This window comes from Natrialba taiwanensis DSM 12281 (assembly GCF_000337595.1).
GTDB lineage: Archaea > Halobacteriota > Halobacteria > Halobacteriales > Natrialbaceae > Natrialba > Natrialba taiwanensis.
Window position 1 is genome coordinate 25,061 of record NZ_AOIL01000048.1, and the last position, 19,053, is coordinate 44,113.

The 19,053-nt window shown below is 62.9% G+C and carries 17 protein-coding genes; 9 read left to right on the forward strand and 8 right to left on the reverse strand.

Features of this window, described 5'->3' with window-relative positions; all coding sequences use genetic code 11:
- Positions 1-254 precede the first annotated feature (254 nt).
- The gene (locus C484_RS12245) at positions 255-1,271 is read left to right on the forward strand and encodes an NADP-dependent oxidoreductase (RefSeq protein WP_006826246.1); all 1,017 of its coding nucleotides are present in this window, start codon (positions 255-257) and stop codon (positions 1,269-1,271) included.
- A 186-nt stretch (positions 1,272-1,457) separates the two neighbouring features.
- On the opposite strand, the gene C484_RS12250 is transcribed toward C484_RS12245, so the two are convergent.
- The 3 genes from C484_RS12250 to C484_RS12260 all read right to left on the reverse strand — a co-directional run bounded on the left by C484_RS12250 (position 1,458) and on the right by C484_RS12260 (position 4,689).
- Positions 1,458-2,255: an ABC transporter permease gene (locus tag C484_RS12250; protein WP_006826247.1), complete on the reverse strand. Its 798-nt coding sequence runs from the start codon at positions 2,253-2,255 to the stop codon at positions 1,458-1,460.
- On the reverse strand, positions 2,255-3,346 hold the full coding sequence (locus C484_RS12255; RefSeq protein ID WP_006826248.1) for an ABC transporter ATP-binding protein: 1,092 nt from the start codon (positions 3,344-3,346) through the stop codon (positions 2,255-2,257). The genes C484_RS12250 and C484_RS12255 overlap by 1 nt, the downstream gene beginning before the upstream one ends.
- An 80-nt stretch (positions 3,347-3,426) precedes the next feature.
- Positions 3,427-4,689, reverse strand: a complete 1,263-nt coding sequence (locus C484_RS12260) for a site-2 protease family protein (protein WP_006826249.1) — start codon at positions 4,687-4,689, stop codon at positions 3,427-3,429.
- A 234-nt stretch (positions 4,690-4,923) separates the two neighbouring features.
- Here C484_RS12260 and C484_RS12265 point away from each other — a divergent pair, with 234 nt between their 5' ends.
- Complete coding sequence (locus C484_RS12265; protein ID WP_006110598.1) at positions 4,924-5,454, forward strand: 50S ribosomal protein L16; 531 nt, start codon at positions 4,924-4,926, stop codon at positions 5,452-5,454.
- Positions 5,455-5,709: 255 nt separating this feature from the next.
- Positions 5,710-6,585: an ATP-grasp domain-containing protein gene (locus tag C484_RS12270; protein WP_006826250.1), complete on the forward strand. Its 876-nt coding sequence runs from the start codon at positions 5,710-5,712 to the stop codon at positions 6,583-6,585.
- Between the two features lie 159 nt (positions 6,586-6,744).
- On the opposite strand, the gene C484_RS12275 is transcribed toward C484_RS12270, so the two are convergent.
- From C484_RS12275 to C484_RS12285, 3 genes are all read right to left on the reverse strand, one after another.
- The gene (locus C484_RS12275; protein WP_006826251.1) at positions 6,745-7,146 is read right to left on the reverse strand and encodes an Hsp20/alpha crystallin family protein; all 402 of its coding nucleotides are present in this window, start codon (positions 7,144-7,146) and stop codon (positions 6,745-6,747) included.
- A 581-nt stretch (positions 7,147-7,727) separates the two neighbouring features.
- Complete coding sequence (locus C484_RS12280; protein WP_006826252.1) at positions 7,728-8,741, reverse strand: type II glyceraldehyde-3-phosphate dehydrogenase; 1,014 nt, start codon at positions 8,739-8,741, stop codon at positions 7,728-7,730.
- Positions 8,742-8,842: 101 nt separating this feature from the next.
- Positions 8,843-10,144 (reverse strand): outer membrane protein assembly factor BamB family protein, encoded by a 1,302-nt coding sequence (locus C484_RS12285; protein WP_006826253.1) that lies wholly within the window; start codon positions 10,142-10,144, stop codon positions 8,843-8,845.
- A gap of 193 nt (positions 10,145-10,337) precedes the next feature.
- On the opposite strand from C484_RS12285, the gene C484_RS12290 reads away from it, so the two are divergent.
- From C484_RS12290 to C484_RS12315, 6 genes are all read left to right on the forward strand, one after another.
- Positions 10,338-11,297, forward strand: coding sequence for an aminopeptidase (locus C484_RS12290; protein ID WP_006826254.1), 960 nt, complete (start codon positions 10,338-10,340; stop codon positions 11,295-11,297).
- 26 nt (positions 11,298-11,323) lie between these two features.
- Positions 11,324-12,316 (forward strand): winged helix-turn-helix domain-containing protein, encoded by a 993-nt coding sequence (locus C484_RS12295; protein ID WP_006826255.1) that lies wholly within the window; start codon positions 11,324-11,326, stop codon positions 12,314-12,316.
- A 188-nt stretch (positions 12,317-12,504) separates the two neighbouring features.
- Positions 12,505-13,572 carry a M23 family metallopeptidase gene (locus C484_RS12300; RefSeq protein WP_049915409.1) on the forward strand — a complete coding sequence of 356 codons (1,068 nt, stop codon included), beginning with the start codon at positions 12,505-12,507 and terminating at the stop codon, positions 13,570-13,572.
- A 129-nt stretch (positions 13,573-13,701) separates the two neighbouring features.
- Entirely contained in the window at positions 13,702-14,355 is a 654-nt protein-coding gene (locus tag C484_RS12305) for an HVO_0476 family zinc finger protein (RefSeq protein WP_006826257.1), read from the forward strand.
- 192 nt (positions 14,356-14,547) lie between these two features.
- Complete coding sequence (locus C484_RS12310) at positions 14,548-15,246, forward strand: protein-L-isoaspartate(D-aspartate) O-methyltransferase (RefSeq protein ID WP_006826258.1); 699 nt, start codon at positions 14,548-14,550, stop codon at positions 15,244-15,246.
- A 133-nt stretch (positions 15,247-15,379) separates the two neighbouring features.
- Positions 15,380-16,126 (forward strand): protein-L-isoaspartate O-methyltransferase family protein, encoded by a 747-nt coding sequence (locus C484_RS12315; RefSeq protein ID WP_049915433.1) that lies wholly within the window; start codon positions 15,380-15,382, stop codon positions 16,124-16,126.
- A 215-nt stretch (positions 16,127-16,341) separates the two neighbouring features.
- On the opposite strand, the gene C484_RS12320 is transcribed toward C484_RS12315, so the two are convergent.
- Together C484_RS12320 and C484_RS12325 are read right to left on the reverse strand one after the other, a co-directional pair.
- Positions 16,342-18,456, reverse strand: a complete 2,115-nt coding sequence (locus tag C484_RS12320; protein ID WP_006826260.1) for a bacterio-opsin activator domain-containing protein — start codon at positions 18,454-18,456, stop codon at positions 16,342-16,344.
- A gap of 127 nt (positions 18,457-18,583) precedes the next feature.
- Positions 18,584-18,994 (reverse strand): group I intron-associated PD-(D/E)XK endonuclease, encoded by a 411-nt coding sequence (locus C484_RS12325; RefSeq protein ID WP_006826261.1) that lies wholly within the window; start codon positions 18,992-18,994, stop codon positions 18,584-18,586.
- Positions 18,995-19,053: the final 59 nt, after the last annotated feature.

The following is a 19,053-nucleotide window of genomic DNA, read 5'->3' on the forward strand; positions in this document are numbered from 1 at the left end:
CCGTTGCTTACTGAGCGCTGATTGCTGACTCTTTTTCTCCGTCTTGTCTTCCTCGGTGTTACTCCGCCGTTACAGTTCCTCGCGCTTCTCGAGCCGGTGAATCGTAATCGAAACGAAGTGGACGAGCACGAAACGCAGGAAGCCGACGCGAAGCCGTCCAGCTCTCGAGGCCCCTCTCACCCCCGTCGATTGCAGCACCGGCACTGACTTCCGCGAGCCGGCATTTCATCCGTCGCCGACCGCTACGGCTCAGTATGGCAGAAACCAGACAGTGGCGACTCGCCAGCCGCCCCACCGGCGAACCGACTCTCGACAACTTCGAACTCGTAACCGTCGACCGTCCCGAGCCCGGTCAAGGCGAGGTCCTCGTCCGAACGCTGTACCAATCCGTCGATCCCTACATGCGCGGTCGAATGCGCGACGCCGAATCCTACGCCGAGCCCTGGGATGTCGGTGACCCGATGCAAGCCGCCATCGTCGGCGAAGTCCTCGAGTCGAACCACGACCGATTCGACTCGGGAGATGTCGTCACGGGCGATCTCCTGTGGGCCGAGCACGCCGTTGCAGACGGGGACGAACTCCGTCCCGTCGATCCCGACCGTGGCCCGGTCTCGACCGCCCTCGGCGTCCTCGGCATGCCCGGCGTGACTGGGTACTTCGGCATGCTCGATGTCGCCGATCCGTCCCCCGGTGACACCGTCGTCGTCTCGGCCGCCGCTGGCGCAGTCGGTTCCGTCGCCGGTCAACTCGCCCGTCTTTCGGGTGCGCGCGTCGTCGGAACCGCTGGCAGCGACGACAAAATCGACTGGCTCACCGACGATCTGGGATTCGACGACGCGATCAACTACAAGGAGGTCGACGATCTTGGACAGGCGATGGCCGAAGCGTGTCCCGACGGCGTCGATGCGTACTTCGACAACGTCGGCGGCCCGATCACGGACGCCGTCTGGCGGCTGTTGAACGTCGACGCCCGTGTCGCGGTCTGCGGGCAGATTTCGACCTACAACGCCACTGACGTGCCGACCGGACCGCGAAAACTCGCCAAGTTGATCGAAACCCGCGCACACGTCGAGGGGTTCCTCGTCGGCGACTACGACGACCGCTGGGACGTAGCCCTCGATCGGCTCTCGACGTTCATCGCAGACGACGACCTCCGCTACCGTCACCACGTCGTCGACGGGTTCGAGAACGCACCCGATGCGTTCCTCGGTCTGTTCGAGGGCGAGAACATCGGGAAACAACTCGTCCAGGTTGCTGAACTCGACGCCTAGAGGCGGAAATCCGTCGGCGAACTCCGACAGGGATTTCAAACGGTTATTCTCCTCCCATTGTTCGATGCTGAGTCAGGTGTGCATCGCTCGCTCGACGACTCATACAGATTATTGGAACGAGTTCCCCGCGCAACCGCAGACGTGTCGCGGGTGCGCCGGAAATAACTGACAGGACAGCAGTCCGTGTCAGTCAGTCAACCCGTATCCGATCTTGAACAGATAGACGTCGAGCGCGAGGACGCCTGCGGTGAGCACGACCAGCACGCCGAGCGAGAGTAGCGGGGCGAACTCGCTGGCGGCGGCCGGCATGACTTCGAACATGTCGGAGTGGCCGAGCAGCCCGTACCGGACGCTATCGACCATGTAGACCATCGGGTTCAACAGCGAGACGGCCTGCCAGATCGGCTCGAGCATGGTCAGCGAGTAGAAGACCGCGCCGAAGAACACCAGCGGGCGAAGGATGAACTGGTTCATCACGGTGAGATCGTCGAAGTCGCGAGCGATCAGCCCGCCGATGATCCCGAAACCGGCGAAGAGCGCGGCGATAACGACCATCGTCACGACGAGGAACACGGCGTGTTCGACGGTGACCGGAACGAACAGAGCGCCGATGACGGCGACGATGACGCCGACGATCAGCCCGCGGACCGCACTTGCGGCGACGTAGGCGACGACCATCTCGACGTAGGACAGCGGCGAGGTCAACGTCTCGTGAATATACTCGTTCCACCGCCCGTGGAAGATCGAGAACGAGGCGTTCTCGAAGGCATTGGAAATCACCCCGAGAACGACGAGCCCCGGGATGAGAAAGAGGATGTAGCCGATGCCGTCGACTGGTTCGTCGATGCGCCCGCCGAGAATCACCCCGAAGACGGCGAAGTAGAGCACGTTCGTAATCGCTGGCGGCATGAACGTGTTCTTCGGCCGGCGGACGAACCGCAATACCTCGCGCTTGAAGAGCGCGCGAAAGCCGATGGAGAACATCAGGCAACCCCCTCCTGTTCCCGCTCGGAGTCGTACTCCCCGTCGGGTTCTCGGTCGGTCACCGCTTCCTGCGTTCCACCTGTCCGGCCATCGTTGCGTTCGGATTTCGGCCCATCGGCAGTGTCGGTAGCTGCACTCGGTGCATCCGATCGGGTCACCGAGCGGTCATCCTGTCTCGTCATGTCGACGAAAATCTCCTCGAGCGACGTGCGCGAAATCTCGAGATCGGCGATCTCGTAGCCCATCGTCTCGAGTTCACTGAGCAGTTGCGGGGCGGTCGAGCCGCCGTCGTCGACGCGGACTTCGAGGCGGTCGCCGGTGACGGTCGCGTCGTGGGCGTACGCGCCGAGGTCGTCCGCGACGGTGGCTTCGGTGTCCGGCGGCGACTCGAGGCGTACGTCGACGGTGTCGGTGCCGCGCTGTTTGAGTTCGTCCGGCGTGGCGACCGTGACCTTGTGGCCCTCGTTCATGATCGCGACGCGGTCGCAGAGGCGTTCGGCCTCCTCGATGTAGTGGGTTGTCAGGAGGATTGTCGTGCCTTCATCGTTGAGTTCGGTGACGAGGTCCCAGAGGTCGTGGCGCAACTGCACGTCGACCCCGGCCGTCGGCTCGTCGAGAATGAGGAGGTCGGGTTCGGTGACGAGCGCCCGCGCGAGCAGGAGTCGTCGTTTCATCCCGCCCGAGAGCCAGTCGAATCGCTCGTTGCGCTTGTCGTAGATGCCGACGCGCTTGAGTACCTCGTCGGCCCGTTCGGCGGCCTCGTCCTCCGAAATACCGTGGTAGCCGGCCTTGTGCATCAGCACTTCCTTGATGGGGAAGAATCGATCCACGTTGAACTCCTGTGGCGCGAGTCCGATGGCGTCGCGCGCCTGGCGGTAGTCGTCCTCGACATCGTGGCCGAAGACCCGCGCCTCGCCGCCGGATTTGCGGACGAGGCCGACCAGCGTGTTGATGAACGTCGTCTTGCCAGCCCCGTTGGGGCCGAGCAGGCCAAAGAACTCGCCCGACTCGACGGTGAGTGAGAGTTCGTTCAGCGCTCGGAGATCACCGTAATCCTTCACGAGATCGACAGTATCGATGGCCGGTGGCATCGACACATCGTCGGCCACGGCTGCGGTTAAGAATGTTGGTCTCGGCACGGGAGACGGGGTTTTAGCGGGAGAACGGGGTGTCAGTCCGCACGCTGTGTCTGTGAGAGTCCGACGGCACCGCTCTTCTGGACGATATCGAACGCGGTCATGACGTCGGACCGCGAGATCAGGCCGACGAGATCGTCGCCTTCCTGTGGCTCTCTCGACTCCGTGACGGTCTCCGTGGAGCCATCGGTGCCGAGGGGCTGGGTTTGGGTTCGTGTCGGCGACTGTCGTTCGACGACGAGGAGGCGTCCGATATCGTGCTCTCGCATCCGTTCGATTGCGGTCATCGCGTCCGAGTCTGCCGAGATGGTCTGGAGATCCGTCGTCATGATCTCCTCGACCGTGTAGGCGTCGCGCTCGACGGGTTTGATCTCGCGGGCGTCCGAGAGCGTCACGAGGCCGACCAGCCGTCCGTTATCGAATCCGCTCGTGTCGATGACCGGATAGCCCGTGTGCCGTTCGCTGAACATCCGCTGCACCAACTCTGCGACCGATGTCTCCGGCGATACGGTGTGAAGATTGCCTGCGGGGGTCATGATGTCGGCGACGGTCACGTCCTGAAAGGCGGCTTTCATCGTCACCTGCTGGGCCTCGCTCGAGGCCGCGATGTAGACGAAGAAGGCGATCCCGATGAGGATGATATTGAACTGAAGCAGACCGAACAGCCCCATCAGAACCGCGAGGAACTTCCCGATGCTCGCGGCCTGCTGGGTCGCTTGCGCGTACGGTCTCGACCGGGCGAGAAACGCCCGCAACACGCGTCCGCCGTCCATCGGGAACGCCGGCAACATGTTGAACGCGGCGAGTGCGATATTCAGAATTGCAAGATACGCAAGAACGAACCGCGCGCCGTCGAATCCGACCGGCGTCACGGTAAAGAGCACAAAGGAGCCGACGCCGACGAGAACCGAGACGATCGGCCCGGCGATCGAGATTGCGAACTCCTGTCGCCAGTCCTCGGGCATCTCGGTAAACGATGCAATCCCGCCGAACAGCCAGAGCGTAATCGAGTCGATCGGAAATCCGTACCGCCGGGCCGTCAGCGAGTGCCCGAGTTCGTGTAACACGACGCCCACGAACAACCCGAGCGCCGCTGCGAGACCAAAGAGCCACGGATTCACCCCGGACGTGATGTACCCGATGTCGATTCCGGCACCGAGGGTTGTGTTCAGGATGTCCGAAACATCACTGATCTGGGACCCGATGAGGTACGCAAACAGCGGGAGCACCAGCAAGAACGTGATATCGAGTTTGATCGGTATTCCGAAGAGAGAGCCGATCCGGAAACTCCTCAACATGCCTTGTATTACCCGCGGCGGAACCTTAAAGACGCCGCCGAATTCCACCGACTGTGGCGGTTCCTGTCGCGGCATTCGATCCGCGACTCGCACTGTCGCTGGCCCCGACCGAGCCGTCGTTTCGAACCTCTGATAGATTGACCCATCGGACGACGTACCGATACTGAACTCGAGCGCGTGCTTCGAAGGCTTTATCCGGACGGTAGGCCTGCGTTTTCGTAAGTAATCACAACCATGTCCGACAAACCCGCCTCCATGTACCGGGAAATCAGCAAGCCAGCCTACACGCGACGCGAGTACATCACTGGCATTCCCGGCTCGAAGATTGCACAGCACAAGATGGGCGACCTGCAGGCAGACGCCGAGGATTACCCCATCCAGATTAGCCTCATCACGGAAGAGGAAGTCCAGCTCCGCCACGGTAGTCTCGAGGCTTCCCGGCTCTCGGCGAACCGCCACATGCTGAAAAACGCCGGCGAGGGCAATTACAAGATGATCCTGCGCAAGTTCCCCCACCACGTCATCCGGGAGAACAAGCAGGCAACTGGCGCGGGTGCAGACCGTGTTTCCGACGGGATGCGCCAGGCGTTCGGGAAGATCGTCGGTACCGCCGCTCGGATCGATCAGGGCGAGCGCATCTTCACGATCTGGTGTGACGTCGACGACGCCGAGTTCGCCAAGGACGCGCTCCGCCGTGCGTACAACAAGATCTCGCCGCCGTGTCGCGTCGTCGTCGAGAAAGGCGAAGAGCAGCTGATCGCGTAAACCGAAGTTTTGCTCTGCGGACGCGGCTTCGCCGCGCCCTCGGCAAAAATTCGATTAAAAGCACTTCTCCTTCCGTTGCCTCACTCCAGATAGTCGTTCGTCCACAGCAGTCGTCGGCCCGCTCGTTCGCTCGGCTCACTCGCGGTCGGTAACGGTGTGATTTCTCCTCTTCCTCCGAGTCGCACTCTCGCCACAGAGTTCGTTCAGGTCGCAGTCTCGAGCAGCTTTTTACCGCTTCCATCCTGACTCCCGAGCATGATCGATCTCGCGGTCGCCAACGACCAGGAGACGTTTCAGCGGATGCGCGACCCGCTCGCCGAGCGCGGCGTTCGCGCCCATCACGTGCCCGTGAGCGAACGCGTCGTCCCGCTCGGAGACCCGCCGTGGTCGCCCGACGAGTTCAGCGCTGGCTTCGTCTATCCGGGACGGATGATGGAGGGTGGCGTCGCCGACGCGCTGCTCGACGTGGCGTGGCTCAACGACCGCGACGCCGTGCTCACCTCGCGGAACAAGGCCGACGTGCTCGCCCGGCTCGACCGGGCCGGGCTCCCGGTCCCGCGGACGGAGTACGTTTCGAACGACGTGTCCGAGACCGAACTGACGGCCGTCTTCGATCGGTTCGAGCCGCCGGTCGTTGTCAAACCGAACTCGACGACGCGGGGCGTCGGCGTCGCGAAGGCTCACGACCTGGATTCGTTTCTCGGTATCTGCGACTACCTTTCGCTGGTCCACGACTACCGGGCGACCGACGACCGCTCGTTTCTCGTCCAGGAGTTCCTCCCCGGGGCGACCGACTACCGGGTGATGGTGCTCGAGGGAGAGTACGCGGGGGCGGTCGAGCGTCGCCTTCCCGACGACGCGATTTCGTCGGGGCAGTGGAAACACAACGTCCACCGGGGGGCGGAGGCCACCGGCGTCGACCTGCCGGAACCGTGGCGTGAACTCGCCGAGTCGGTTGCGCGGGCGCTCGAGATTCCGTTCGTGGGGGTCGATTTACTTGTCACGGGTGAGGCGGTCGTCGTCAACGAAACGAACGCGCGGCCGACGATCGACGAGGAGACGAAGTACGAGCCGGACTTTTACGATCGGCTTGCGGCTGCGATTCGTTCGCGGGCGCGAGCAGCCGACTGACGTGTTCTCGAGCAAGCGCGTGTCTTTTCCCTGTGCTGTTCTCACGCTCTCTTGTTCTCTTGCTACTGCTCAGAGATGTCGATACTCGATGAACGCTGAACGATGAAGGACGAGGGGGATAGTGGGCGGCTGAAGCGTCCGTCTGACCGCGAGTGATACTTACTCGAGACTGATTCCCGAGGACTGCTCTGCGGGATCGAAGACGACCTCGAGAACGCCGTTGTTGTAGGTTGCGGAGGCCGTGTGTTCGTTGACGCGCTGGGGGAGGGTGATACGTTCGTCGTACTGACGGTGGTCGCTGCCGGCGGAGATGGTCAGCGTCTTGCCGTCGCACTCGAGATCGATATTCTCCTTTTCGACGCCGGGGAGGTCGGCGATGACGCGGAGTTCGTCGTCGGTCTCGTGGATATCGACGTGGGTGTCCATGCCGAAGCCGCTGTCGATGTCCCGAGAGGTGTTGAAGTTGACGTTCGCATCGCTGTTGTTCATCATCTCGTTCATCATCCGCTCGATCTCACGAAAGAGGTCGTCGAAGGGCTCGTCGCGGTCGTCTCTTCGCATAGGGACTTGTAGTGGCCGGTGCGGGAAAAACTTTCTGTCGGAACTAGTTGTTTCGGATACGTAATTGCAAACCCAGTATCGGCCATAATCCTACGCATGATTCTCTGAACTCATTTCACACCCCATAGCTGATCTGAGTGTTAGGACGACCCTCTCAAATGCCTATTTGAAGCGTATCTATACTGGGAGGGTGTGTTTGGAATGCTATTGAGGCAGAATGACTCACACGGCCACAATTACTGTGGCACTGGTAGAGAAAAATATAAACATACTCAGTTTTGATCCTCTCTATGGACGTTGAAGAGACAATCTTGTCTATTATCGCATTCACACTTGCATTTAATACTCTAGGAACTAGCAATATTTATTCTGAATTATTATTTCTCTTTCTCTCTATCGGATTATTCTTTCTCATAATATTTGGGATCGTGTCGTCATCTTTGGGTTATTTTCAAAACAGGAGTTAACGAATCGGTTACCGGTGGATATCAACACTATCTCTGAGCCATAGAACGCTATCTGGAATAGAATGTCCGACCGTAGAATTGTACCAAGAGAAATCGCAAAACCAAGAGAGAACGTTACAGTCCGATTCCGAGCGCCTCGTTGGTCGTCTGGATGCTTTCCTCGGCGTCGGCGCTGCCGGTGACTGCCCGGATCGCGTCGACATTCTCGGGGACCACGTCGCTTTCCTGGTGAATCCCCTGGAAGAGATAGAGGTCGCGGCCGACGGTCGAGATGGACTCCTCCCAGACGGCGTTCTCCCAGATGTCGCCGCGCGGACGGCCCGCATCGAGGGCGTACTCCTTGAGCTTGCCGCTGCCGTCGATCGACATGTGTTCCGGGATCAGGAACAGGCGCGACTCGTCGGCGAACAGGTCGCGAACCTCGGCGGCGTCGACCGCCTCCTCGAGCGTGACGTTGAGGCTGTGCATGTGCATCAGCGTCGCCGGCACCTTCATTCCGAGTGTGTCGATGTCCAAGTCGTCGAAGATCGTCTCCACGTCGGGGCCGTGGTGGGACGGAATCGTCACTGGGTCCGGGAGGATGTCGTTTATCGGGCCGCGGGAGGTCTGGCCGGGGTCGCCGCCGCGCCGGACGAGCGTCGCGCGGACCTTCTCGACGCCGAACGCTTCGCGAAGCGGCGCGATGACACGCGAGAGGCCGGTCGTGTTACAGGAGACGACCCGGACGTGATCGGCGTCGACGGCGTCCTCGAAATTCGAGCGCGCGTTGAAACTGGTGTCGACGAGTTCAGCGTCCTCGCCACCCTGATAGAGCGCGGGCGTGTCGTACTCTTCGTACAGCGATTTGTTCTCGGCACCGATACCGGAGGGGGTGGCGTCGACGACGATGTCCGCGGCGTCGACGAGTTCGGCGACGGGTCCGGCGATGTCGAGGCCGGCGGCCGCGAACTGGTCTTCGCGTTCCTCGATGGCGGCGTAGAGGGGGAACCCCTTGTCGATGGCCGTTTCGGCCTCGAAGTTCGGCCGCGTCTTGGCGACGCCGAGGACTTCCATGTCGGGCTGGGCCCGGACGGCGTCTGCGACGCGTTTGCCGATGGTACCGTAGCCGTTGATCGCGACCTTGATCATTGTCTGTATCCGGCAGTCCACTACCGAGTCGGATAACCGTTTCGAGGCTTCTCGAGGGATTTTTACTCGGTTGAGAGTTTCCGAACGACTTCGATCGTGGCTCAAAAGCGGAGTCCGTACACGGCGTCTCGAGTGCCGACGTACGCGAGTTCGCCGACGGCGTGACTCCAGATGTCGGCGATCGGCACCGCCGAGTGATTTTCGCCGCCGAACGCGTACCGGTGGATCGCACCGGCGGTCACGACGTACACCGAGCCGTCGGCGGTCGAAATTGAGCGGGGTTCCGTTTCGGTTGTCGTTTCCATCTTTGCTGCCCCCTCAGCGCCGCCGAGTGCAGTCGACCACCGTTCGTCGCCGTCGAGCGCCAGCGCGCGCAGGGTTGCGGGATCGGAGTCGGCGCTGTCAGCGATGTAGATGCGCTCGTCGCCGTCAGTTTCGGCTCCTGCAACGATGCGGATCGTCCGATCGGTGTCGGCACCGGCGTCGGGTTCGTCACTCCAGCGTTCCGTTCCGTCCGCGGCGTCTATCGCGAAAAGGTCGTCTCCGCGAACGACGAAGACGGTTCCTCGGGCGACGGCGCGGAGTCGCTTCACCGAGTCGAGTTCGGTCGTCCAGCGTTCGGTGCCGTCGTCGGCCGAGACCGACCCCACACGCTCTCGCGTCGTGAAGTAGACGGTATCCGTGACCGTGAGCGACGAGAGCCGGTTCCCGGCGTCGTAGCGCCACCGTTCGTCGCCGTTCGCGAGGTCGAACGCGTAGAGGGTCTCGTCGGCGGTGACGTACGCGACGCCGTCCGCGACGGTTTCGACCGTCGGACTCGTTGGTGCGGGGTCGCCCGCGTCCTCGCCCTCAACCGAGACGGTCCACCGTTCGTCGCCGCTGTCGCGGTCGAATCCGCGGACGGCCCCGTCGTCGCTGCCGACGACCAGCAGTCCGTCGGCGAGACGCGGCCGGTGATAGACGCTTCCCGTTTCGCCCGTCCAGCGTTCGGTACCGTCGTCGTCGAGCGCGTACACTGACCCCGAGCCGCTACCGATCGCATCGTCGCCGTAGCCGGTGTAGACGAACTCGTCGACGACGGGTGCCGTGTACGAACTGTACCCGCCCGTTCGTCCGAAGCGCCACTCGGGTTCGCCGGTTGCGGCATCGAGAGCGAGGACGCCGCCGGTGCCGTCCATGAAATCCTCTTGTCCGTAGAGAATGCCGTCTCGAACCGTCTCGACGCTGCCGCCGGTATCGTACCTCCAGGCGATCTCGTCGTAGTCGTCATCTTTGTCGATCCCGTCGTCACCGTTCGGCGCACCGTCTGCCGACGCGTCGAGACACCCTGCAACGGCGACGGTACCGACCGCCCCGGCCGCGCCGACGGCACGGAGGACACCTCGGCGAGTGAACTCGTCCATACGGTGATCGTCGCGAGTCGTTCCTATAACTATCTGCCAAGGTGAAATGTTCGTTGTAGCGGTTCCAAGAGGGACGTTTGGCGTCGGCGACGGCGTCGTCGCACCGGCGGCCGTAGCCGATCGGCTATCGAGTTCGCCAGCGTGGAACCGCCGGAGGGGAAGACATATTCGCCCGCCGTGCCCACGCTGAGGTATGTCCGCTGCTGACTCCGATCTTCGCGGCCCGGCCGAAACGGCCGTCGAACAGTGTCTGGCGCTCGAGCCGGACGAATCCTGCGCGATCATTACCGACGACAAGCGCGAGCCGATCGGCGAGACCCTCTACGAGGTGGCGAGCGAGATCACGGACGACGCGGTGATCGTCCGCTACCCGCCGGGAGAAACCCACGGCAGCGAACCGCCCACGCCGGTCGCGGCCGCAATGGCCGGCGCGGACGTTGTCCTCGCCCCGACGACCAAGAGCCTGAGCCACACCCGCGCCCGCACCGAGGCGAACGAGGCCGGCGCACGCGTTGCCACGCTCCCCGGCATCACCGAGGAGGTCTTCACCACCGGCCTCGACGCCGACTACGAACTGATCGCCGACCACTGCGCCGACGTTCGCGAACAGGTCGACGGCGCGGACGAAATCCGCGTCACCGCGCCCGCAGGAACCGATATCACGTTCGGCATCGGCGACCGCGAGTTCCACTCGGACACCGGCATCGTCCACGAGGCCGGCGTCATGTCGAACCTCCCCGCGGGTGAGGTGTTCGTCAGCCCCGAGACCGCGACCGGCACGTTCGTCGTCGACGGGACGATGATGCCCCACGGCCTGCTCGATGACGGACGGACCCTCTCCTTCGAGGTCGAGGACGGCTTCGTCACCGACATTTCGGACGACGACATCCGTGAGACGGTCGAGAACGCGGCCGAAGACGTGGGCGACTCCGCCCGCAACCTCGCGGAACTCGGCATTGGAACCAACGTCGCCGTCACCGAACTCGTCGGCTCGGTCCTGTTAGACGAGAAGGCCGGCGGCACGGTCCACATCGCTATCGGCGACGACGCGGGTATCGGCGGCGACGTGGAAGCGCCGATCCACCTCGACGGCATCATCCGCGAGCCGACGGTGTACGCCGACGGGGAAGAACTCGACCTGCCGGGACAGTAATCGGCTTCGCTCGCACATCGGTCGCCATGGACGACACGACGGACGATTCCGACGCCGAGATGGACCCGAAGACGAATACGGAGACGGACGCGAACACGGAGACGGACGCGAACGACGCTGCTTCCGCACGCGTCGACCCCGCGGACGCCTTCGCCGCGCTCGGGAATTCGATTCGCGTCGATATTCTTCGGGCGTTCCTCGAGCACCAGCAGGCGGCCACGGCCGCTCCGGTCGTCCAGTTTTCGACGCTCAGGCGAGCCGTCGGCCTCCGCGACTCCGGCCAGTTTCGCTACCACCTCGAGCAACTCCGGGGGGCGTTCGTCGAGAAGTGCGACGGCGGCTACCGGCTCACGTACGCGGGCTCAGCGGTTCTCACCGCGATTGTCGCCGGAACCTACACTGACACCGACACCGAAGCGCTCGGACCGACGCCGCTCGACAGTGCATGCGAGTTCTGCAAGGCGGCCGTCTCCGCAACCTACCGAGACGGGGTACTCACCGTCTCCTGCGAGAACGAGCATCCGCTTTTCGTCTGGGCGCTGCCGCCGAACGCGGCGGCGGCCGCGTCGATCGAAGACCTGATCGAACTCGCGACGACGCTCGCCTTCCAGTCGTACGAACTGGTCGTCGACGGCACGTGTTCGGAGTGCTATTCGTCGATTACGCCCGGGTTCGAGTTCACCGGCGACACCGGCGACGGCGACGACACCGACGACACAGCCGGACAGTCCGTCCGTTTTACCGCCGCCTGCGACGCCTGCGGCGCTGCCTGGTCCGTTCCGGTCGGATTCGCGCTTCTCACCCACCCCGAAATCGAACGGCTGTACCACCGCCAGGGTCGCCCCCTGCGAACGCAGTACTGGTGGGAACTCGAACCCGTCACGTCCGCCGTCGAACTCGAGTTGAGCGGGACGGACCCACATCGCGTTCAGTTGTCGGTCGACATCGGCGACGCGACCGTTCGGGCGACCCTCGACGAGACGGGTTCGGTCGCTGAACTCGAGTTCACGACTGACTGATACTGCCGGACAAAACTATTCACACGTCGATCGCACTCGAACGGTCGTCGGCATGAGCGACGATCCGTGAGACGCGATCGAGTGTTCACTGACTTTTGTCCGGAAGTATGAGTCGCGAAAGATGCCGGAATAGTTATAGAAACGTTCTTCGCCAAACGTTGATCCCGACTCGGTCTGTGTGGAGCAGTATGGCAATACGACATCCGGTCGATTCGGATGCGGGGGCTGATCCGGGCCGGCTGAGGGCGATCATGCGTCGCCTTCCCGATCCGATAACCGTCTCGCTACTCGGATTTCTATCGGTTCCCGGCTACCTGTTCGACTCGCTTGAGGAGCTCAAGCTGTTCGCACTCTTCTTTCTGGCGGCCTTCTGGCCGATTCTTCAGTTGATCCCCGGACTACTCACGGGTGCGGGTTCGGGTTCGGACGGCGACCGGACTGATCCGGCACCGAGAGACTGGCTCGAGACGGACGACCGGGGAACGTCCCTTCGGATGGTCGTTGCAATGCTCCTGATTCAGTTCCAGCCCGTGCTGTTGGTCACCGGGATCGGACAGATGGCCGGCCAGTTGCCGGTCCTTGCGCGGTATCGAGGGAGCCTGCCGTCGCCTGCGGACCACGAGAGCGAGGTTGACTACCGGCTGCCGTTCGAGGGGACCTGGACGGTCATCAACGGGAGTCCGGACCGCGAGTATTCACACTCCTGGGGGCTGTACGCCCAGCGGTACGCCTACGATTTCGTGATCGCCGACGAGGACGGCCGAACGACCGATGGGGACCGAGGGCCGCCCGACGAGTTCTACTGCTTCGGGGAGCCGATCCTCGCTCCCGCCGACGGGACCGTCGTGAGCGTGCGAAACGATTACCGCGATTACCACCGGACCGACGGCTGGCTGGACCCGCTCCAGCGGAGCATCCTGGGGAACAACGTGATCATCGAACACGCCGGCGGCGAGTACAGCGTTCTGGCTCATCTCGAGCGCGGCAGCGTCGCGGTCGAACCGGGCGAGCGCGTCGACCGGGGCCAGCGGATCGCCCGCTGCGGGCACTCGGGGAACTCGACGGAACCGCACCTCCACTTTCACGTGCAGGATCACCCGAATTTCTTCCTCGGGGCCGGGTTCCCGGTGCAGTTCGCGAACGTCAGAACGGCGCACCCGGACGCGGAGTCGCGTTCACACGAGCGCGGATACGTCCACGCGGGCCAGCGGGCGACGCCTATCGGCGACGAAACCGAACCGGCGGAGGATGGCTGACAACGATCAACTGACGACTGGCGACGACTACCCACCCGAGACAGTCGGCGAGAATGCCCGCTGCTATCGAGTACTCGGACCGATTCGCGGTCCAATCGTCTTTTAGGCACGTAGCGTATACGACGTGCTATGAACGATATTCCGGAGCGGATTCCGACGGCGTGCCCGTCGTGCTCGCCGGACCTCGAGACGGTCCACGAGGTCCTCACCGAAGGCGGCGGCACCCTCACCGTCCGCTGTAGCGAGTGCAGCCACGTCCACAAGATCCAGCCCGAACGAGAGCGCGAGGTCACGCTCGATGTCGTCGTCTCCCAGGACGGCGAGTCCTTCTCGGCGAACGTCACTACCCCCGAAGACGAACCCGTCGAAGTCGGCGACGAGTTCATCCTCGAGACCGAGGCCGTCCTCTCGACGGTCCGCGTCACGAGCGTCGAACTCGAGGGGCACAAACGCGTCGAAGAGGCCCCGGCGGACGAAATACAGACCGTCTGGACGCGCGAGGTGGACAACGTCTCGGTCAGCGTGACGATCCACCCGCAGGACGGCTCGCGGGACGACAGCCGAAGCATTACGGTCCACGTCCCGGGCGACTACGAGTTCGAGGTCGGCGAGATCGAGGAGTTCGGCGACGACGAGTTCGAGATCGATGCGTTCGTCGTCCGCGATACGGTTCAGGGGTATCATCGCGACCGATACGAGATGGAAGGCGATACGGTGCCCGCAAAGGACACGAAGCGGGTCTACGCGTACGATCAGACGACGAGTGCGTGGTCTGCCTGGTAGCCTAGAAGACGGTGGCGCGATTGTCGCCGGCTCCATCGGTTCGTTCGGTTTCGTTCGGCTCCATCCGGCTCCATCGGATCTATTCGGGACCGTTCGATGACGAACCACACAAAACGCGTTGAGACATCTGTTCTGCACACGGCCAGCACGTGCGCCCGTCATTCTCTTGCTCGCGAGCGACGACACACAACCATGACCCCGTTCGATCGCTTCGGCCGTAACGGCCGCAACGACCACAATGACCCCTACGACTACGAGACCGCCCGCAAGCGCCTGGTTCGAACCGTCGCCCGCCGTATCGACGACCAGCGCGTGCTCGACGCCCTCGAGTCGGTCCCGCGTCACGAGTTCGTCCCCGAGAATCGACGCGAAAGCGCCTACGCCGATCGGCCCCTGCCCATCGGCGACGGCCAGACGATCAGCGCCCCGCACATGGTCGCGATCATGGCCGCGCGGCTCGATCCCGATCCGGGCGACGACGTGCTCGAAATCGGCACCGGCTGTGGCTACCACGCCGCCGTTACCGCCGACCTCGTCGGCGCGGCCAACGTTTACAGTGTCGAATTCAGCGCTGAACTCGCCGAATCGGCCCGAGAAACCCTCGCAGAGATCGGCTACGGTGATGTGTCCGTTCGCGTCGGCGACGGTCGCGAGGGATGGGCCGAACACGCCCCCTATGACGGGGTCTATTTCACCTGTGCGACGGCGTCGATACCCGACCCCGTGATCGAGCAACTCCAGCCTGAGGGAGTGATCCTCGCGCCGATCGGATCCGGTCGGCAGACGCTCGTCGAGGCGACGAAACGCGCGACTGGGTCCGGAGAATCCGGAACCGAGGCGCTCGACCGAACCGAACACGGGGCGGTTCGATTCGTCCAGATGCGCGGCTGATCGTTCGGTGACGGTGCTCTTTATGGATGGACGAGGCGAGTACCTTGAGGTCGTCCGAGACGGCGTCCGCGAACCGATCGCAGTGCCGCAGCGCAAGCGCGCCATTCATACTCGTTCGTCGGATACGTCGACTATGGACCCCGCGGTACTGCGAGAGGACATGGTCGACGGACTCGAGTCCCCGGCCAAGGACGTCCTCCAGAACGAGGCCGTCGCCGTCGCCATGCGGGACGTGCCCCGCCACGAGTTCATCGACGACGATCGCACGGCCTACGCCGATCGCGAGCACGAAGTCCTCGGGACGCGCGTGCTCGCGCCGAGCACCGTCGCTCGACTCTTCGACGCACTCGCGCCCACCGCCGACGACTCCGTCCTCGTCATCGGTGCCGGTGTGGGGTACACCGCCGCCCTCGCAGCTGAACTCGTCGGCGAGACGAACGTCCACGCCGTCGACATCGCGCGGCCGCTCGTGATCGAAGCCCGACGAAACCTCGCGGATGCGGGCTACGACGGCGTGCTCGTCGACTGCCGGGACGGCGCGGATGGGCTTCCCGAGTACGCCCCGTTCGATCGCATTCTGCTCGAAGCCGCCGTCGTTTCGCCGCCGCGTGCCCTGGTGGAGCAACTGGCTGCGGACGGGCGACTGGTCGTTCCACAGGGAACCCAGCAACAGCGACTCGTCGCCGTCTCGGCCGACGGGTCGCGCTCCGAGCGAGGTCCGGTTTCGTTCGATCCGCTCCTCGTCGACGGGGAGCAACTCGGCGCTATCGAACGAAATCGGACGGCTCGTGAGGACCGCGAACACGCCCGTCGGCGCGCCGAGTCCAGACGAGGCTGGGAACAGGACTGGATCGAGTGGGATCGCGCGGTCGATCACTGACACTGTTGTGTTCGCCAGCAGGAACGATCGGCACAGTACTGGCTCAACGGTGTTCGTTGTAGTGTCACTGCGATACGGTGTGCGGAATTACGGAAAGTGGGGGGTGGGGATTAGGGGGTGGCGACAGCCTTCGCAGATCGCCACTTACGGGTACGATTGGCTGGTGGTTAAGTATGGTTTCTAGTTATGTAGGTGCTCTCTCAGAGATATACTAATTATTTAGATGAGCGACCAAGCGCCAGCGTGACGAGCTTTCGCTCCGCGGCCCGAAGGTGGTACTGATACGTCGGCGAGGATACGTCGAGCACCCCTGCAAGGTCCTCGCCGGTACTCTCCCGGGGCCACTCGAAAAAGCCGCTGTAGTGAGCCGCCTGTAACGCCTCGTACTGCTTGTCGGTCAACTCCTCTTCGAGGTGAGTATCCAGTTGTTGGGCCGATCGCGCACTCGCCGTCTCGCGGCGCGCCTCAAGTTCGGTGTCCGGGTAGCGTTCGCTGATCGCCTCGAACAGCGTGCGCGCTTCGACCTGCTTTGGCACCTCCAGGACGAGCGTCGAGGTCCCCGCCTCGGCGACCGCAGTCCGAACCGTCACGTCGTACGTTCGTAACACGTCGATAAGCGGCGTCGTCGATCCCGTCACCTCGAAGAGCGTCTCGTCGTCGCCGTCCGAGACGACCGAACAGGTCTCGATCACTGCCCACTCGTCCGCAACCGGGCGGAGATCCACCGACGACGGCGCACTCACGAAACAGACGAACTCGCCGTTCGGTCGGTCGATCACGCCCGCGACGGTAAGCGGTTCGTCGATACGGGTCGTCAGCCGGTTGAAAAGCAATCGGGGGTCTCGACACTCGAGTTCGAGTTCGAGCCGACTGTCCGTAAGCATCGCCCGCGTTCGTTCGACCGAGTGAATCGCGTGGCCGATGGTCTCGCCGAGTTCGGCAAGCACCTCGCGCTCGGCGTCGCCGATCTCGTCGCCGCCGCCGATGTGGACCAGGAGTGCGCCGAACTCGCGTTCGCCGTCCGTGAGCGGCACGGCGAGGACACGCTGGAAGCCGTAGGTGAGCGCCTCCGCTCGCCGTTGCTCCCAGGGCTCGGCTTCGAGTACGTCGCGAACGACACAAGGTTGTTCGGTCGCGAGCGTCTGCCGGATCAGCGCCACTTCTGGAGCCTGGTCGCTCGCCTCCCGAATGCGATCCATGTACGCCGCATCGACGCCGGTCCAGGCCGTCGGCACCGGTGGGTCGTCGCTTGCGATCCAGGCGAATCGGTAGCGGTCGGTGTCGGCAAGCCGTTCACAGACGGTCGATTCGATCCCGCTGCGTGTCGAGGCTTGTGCGACCCCGTGGTTGATCTCACGGATAATCTCGTTGATGTGGTTGAGCCGCGTCAACTCCTCGTTCTGGCGGGTCAACGTCCGGTCGTGCTCGCGGAGCAACTGTTCGCGTTCCGCCCGATCGAGCGCCGCTTCGGTATTCGCCGCCAGTATCTCGACGACTTCGGCCGTCGTCTCGTCGAACGATTCCGCGTCCGTCCCCGCAACTAACGCTCCGTGCGAGCCGAGCGGAACGACGATTTCGCTTCGCTGAACCAGCTCGGTCTTCAAAATCCCGCCCGACCGCGTACACGCCTCGTACCGGGTCGTCGTCCCCGCCGAGAACGCTTCCCAGACGAGGTCGTCTTCGCGCGGGGCTTCGATTCCGGAATCGACGACCCCGCACACCTCCTCGGCCGACGCCGATACGACGGGGTCGAGCACCCGCGCCGTCGACTCGAACGCGTACGCCGCAGCAGCGACCACACCTCCCATCTCCGCCGCCGTCTCGACCGCCGTCTCGTAAATTCCCGCCTTCGTTTCGGCCCGCATCAACTCCCGCGTCGTCTCGTGGAGCGTCGTCACCGTCCGCTCGTAGCGGCGCTCGCTCTCGCGCAACTCCGTCTCCGCCCGATACTGGGCGACCGCGTTCGTAATCTGATTCGCGAGCAACGTATACTGTTCCTGGCCGGTCCCCTTCTGCAGATACTGGGTCACACCCGCATCGATCGCCTCGCTCGCAACCGCCTCCGACCCCCGTCCCGTAAAGAGCACAAACGGAATCTCCGGGTCGTCCTCTCGAACGCGCTCGAGCAACTCCAGTCCCGTCAAATCCGGCATCTCGTAATCGCTGACGATACAGTCGACATCGCGCCGCTCGATGAACTCGAGCGCCTCCTCTCCGCTCGTTGCTGCCTCGACGACGAGTTCAGATCGTTTGCGTTCGAGCATCTCTCCGGCGAGGTCGGCGAATCCTGGCTCGTTGTCGACGACGAGGACGGTGATCGACTGTGACATTGTCCTGAAGGGAGGGAATCTAGCTAGTATTATTGGACACTCTCGAAACAAGTACTAAATAGATACTGTTTGTGACGCAGTAGCGGACGTTCACTCGTTTCCGTCCGCAGACTCCTCTCTCCGCTTCTCATATCTCGCCCGTAAATACGTACTCTTCTGCCCAGTTTATCGATGGATGATCGATTTCAGCCTCGAATCGAAGCTCCATTTTCTGTTCGGTGGAATCGGTTGCATCGATCCAATAGAACGTGTCGTTTTCGGGGTAGTAGACGAAGAACGCGTCGATTTTTCCGTGGTATCCATCCTCATGATACGTGCCATTGCGCGTCGTTTGAGTGTGCGTATTAAACCGAAACGTGTTCGTTTTGTTTTCCCATCCCGTTTTACATTGGATGCGATAGATCTCTCCCTCGTCATCAACGAGTAAGTCGTATTTATCGTTATCTCCGAACGGGACCGAAACGCTATATCCACACGAAAGGAGGGTTGCTATTGCTCTGGCTTCTGTCTCGTCTCCAATATCCTTTGAATTCCGCACAGCGTAGTTGATTCTCAATCCGATAAAAATAATCGCAGCGCCGCCGTCCGAGCTCAGCG

Bases quoted from the DNA above. Each gene is read 5' to 3' on its own strand.
- C484_RS12320 (WP_006826260.1), bottom strand. From the start codon at position 18,456: ATGTCACAGTCGATCACCGTCCTCGTCGTCGACAACGAGCCAGGATTC.
- C484_RS12270 (WP_006826250.1), top strand. From the start codon at position 5,710: ATGATCGATCTCGCGGTCGCCAACGACCAGGAGACGTTTCAGCGGATG.
- C484_RS12305 (WP_006826257.1), top strand. From the start codon at position 13,702: ATGAACGATATTCCGGAGCGGATTCCGACGGCGTGCCCGTCGTGCTCG.
- C484_RS12315 (WP_049915433.1), top strand. From the start codon at position 15,380: ATGGACCCCGCGGTACTGCGAGAGGACATGGTCGACGGACTCGAGTCC.
- C484_RS12260 (WP_006826249.1), bottom strand. From the start codon at position 4,689: ATGTTGAGGAGTTTCCGGATCGGCTCTCTCTTCGGAATACCGATCAAA.
- C484_RS12250 (WP_006826247.1), bottom strand. From the start codon at position 2,255: ATGTTCTCCATCGGCTTTCGCGCGCTCTTCAAGCGCGAGGTATTGCGG.
- C484_RS12310 (WP_006826258.1), top strand. From the start codon at position 14,548: ATGACCCCGTTCGATCGCTTCGGCCGTAACGGCCGCAACGACCACAAT.
- C484_RS12245 (WP_006826246.1), top strand. From the start codon at position 255: ATGGCAGAAACCAGACAGTGGCGACTCGCCAGCCGCCCCACCGGCGAA.
- C484_RS12280 (WP_006826252.1), bottom strand. From the start codon at position 8,741: ATGATCAAGGTCGCGATCAACGGCTACGGTACCATCGGCAAACGCGTC.
- C484_RS12295 (WP_006826255.1), top strand. From the start codon at position 11,324: ATGGACGACACGACGGACGATTCCGACGCCGAGATGGACCCGAAGACG.
- C484_RS12265 (WP_006110598.1), top strand. From the start codon at position 4,924: ATGTCCGACAAACCCGCCTCCATGTACCGGGAAATCAGCAAGCCAGCC.
- C484_RS12290 (WP_006826254.1), top strand. From the start codon at position 10,338: ATGTCCGCTGCTGACTCCGATCTTCGCGGCCCGGCCGAAACGGCCGTC.
- C484_RS12275 (WP_006826251.1), bottom strand. From the start codon at position 7,146: ATGCGAAGAGACGACCGCGACGAGCCCTTCGACGACCTCTTTCGTGAG.
- C484_RS12300 (WP_049915409.1), top strand. From the start codon at position 12,505: ATGGCAATACGACATCCGGTCGATTCGGATGCGGGGGCTGATCCGGGC.
- C484_RS12285 (WP_006826253.1), bottom strand. From the start codon at position 10,144: ATGGACGAGTTCACTCGCCGAGGTGTCCTCCGTGCCGTCGGCGCGGCC.
- C484_RS12255 (WP_006826248.1), bottom strand. From the start codon at position 3,346: ATGCCACCGGCCATCGATACTGTCGATCTCGTGAAGGATTACGGTGAT.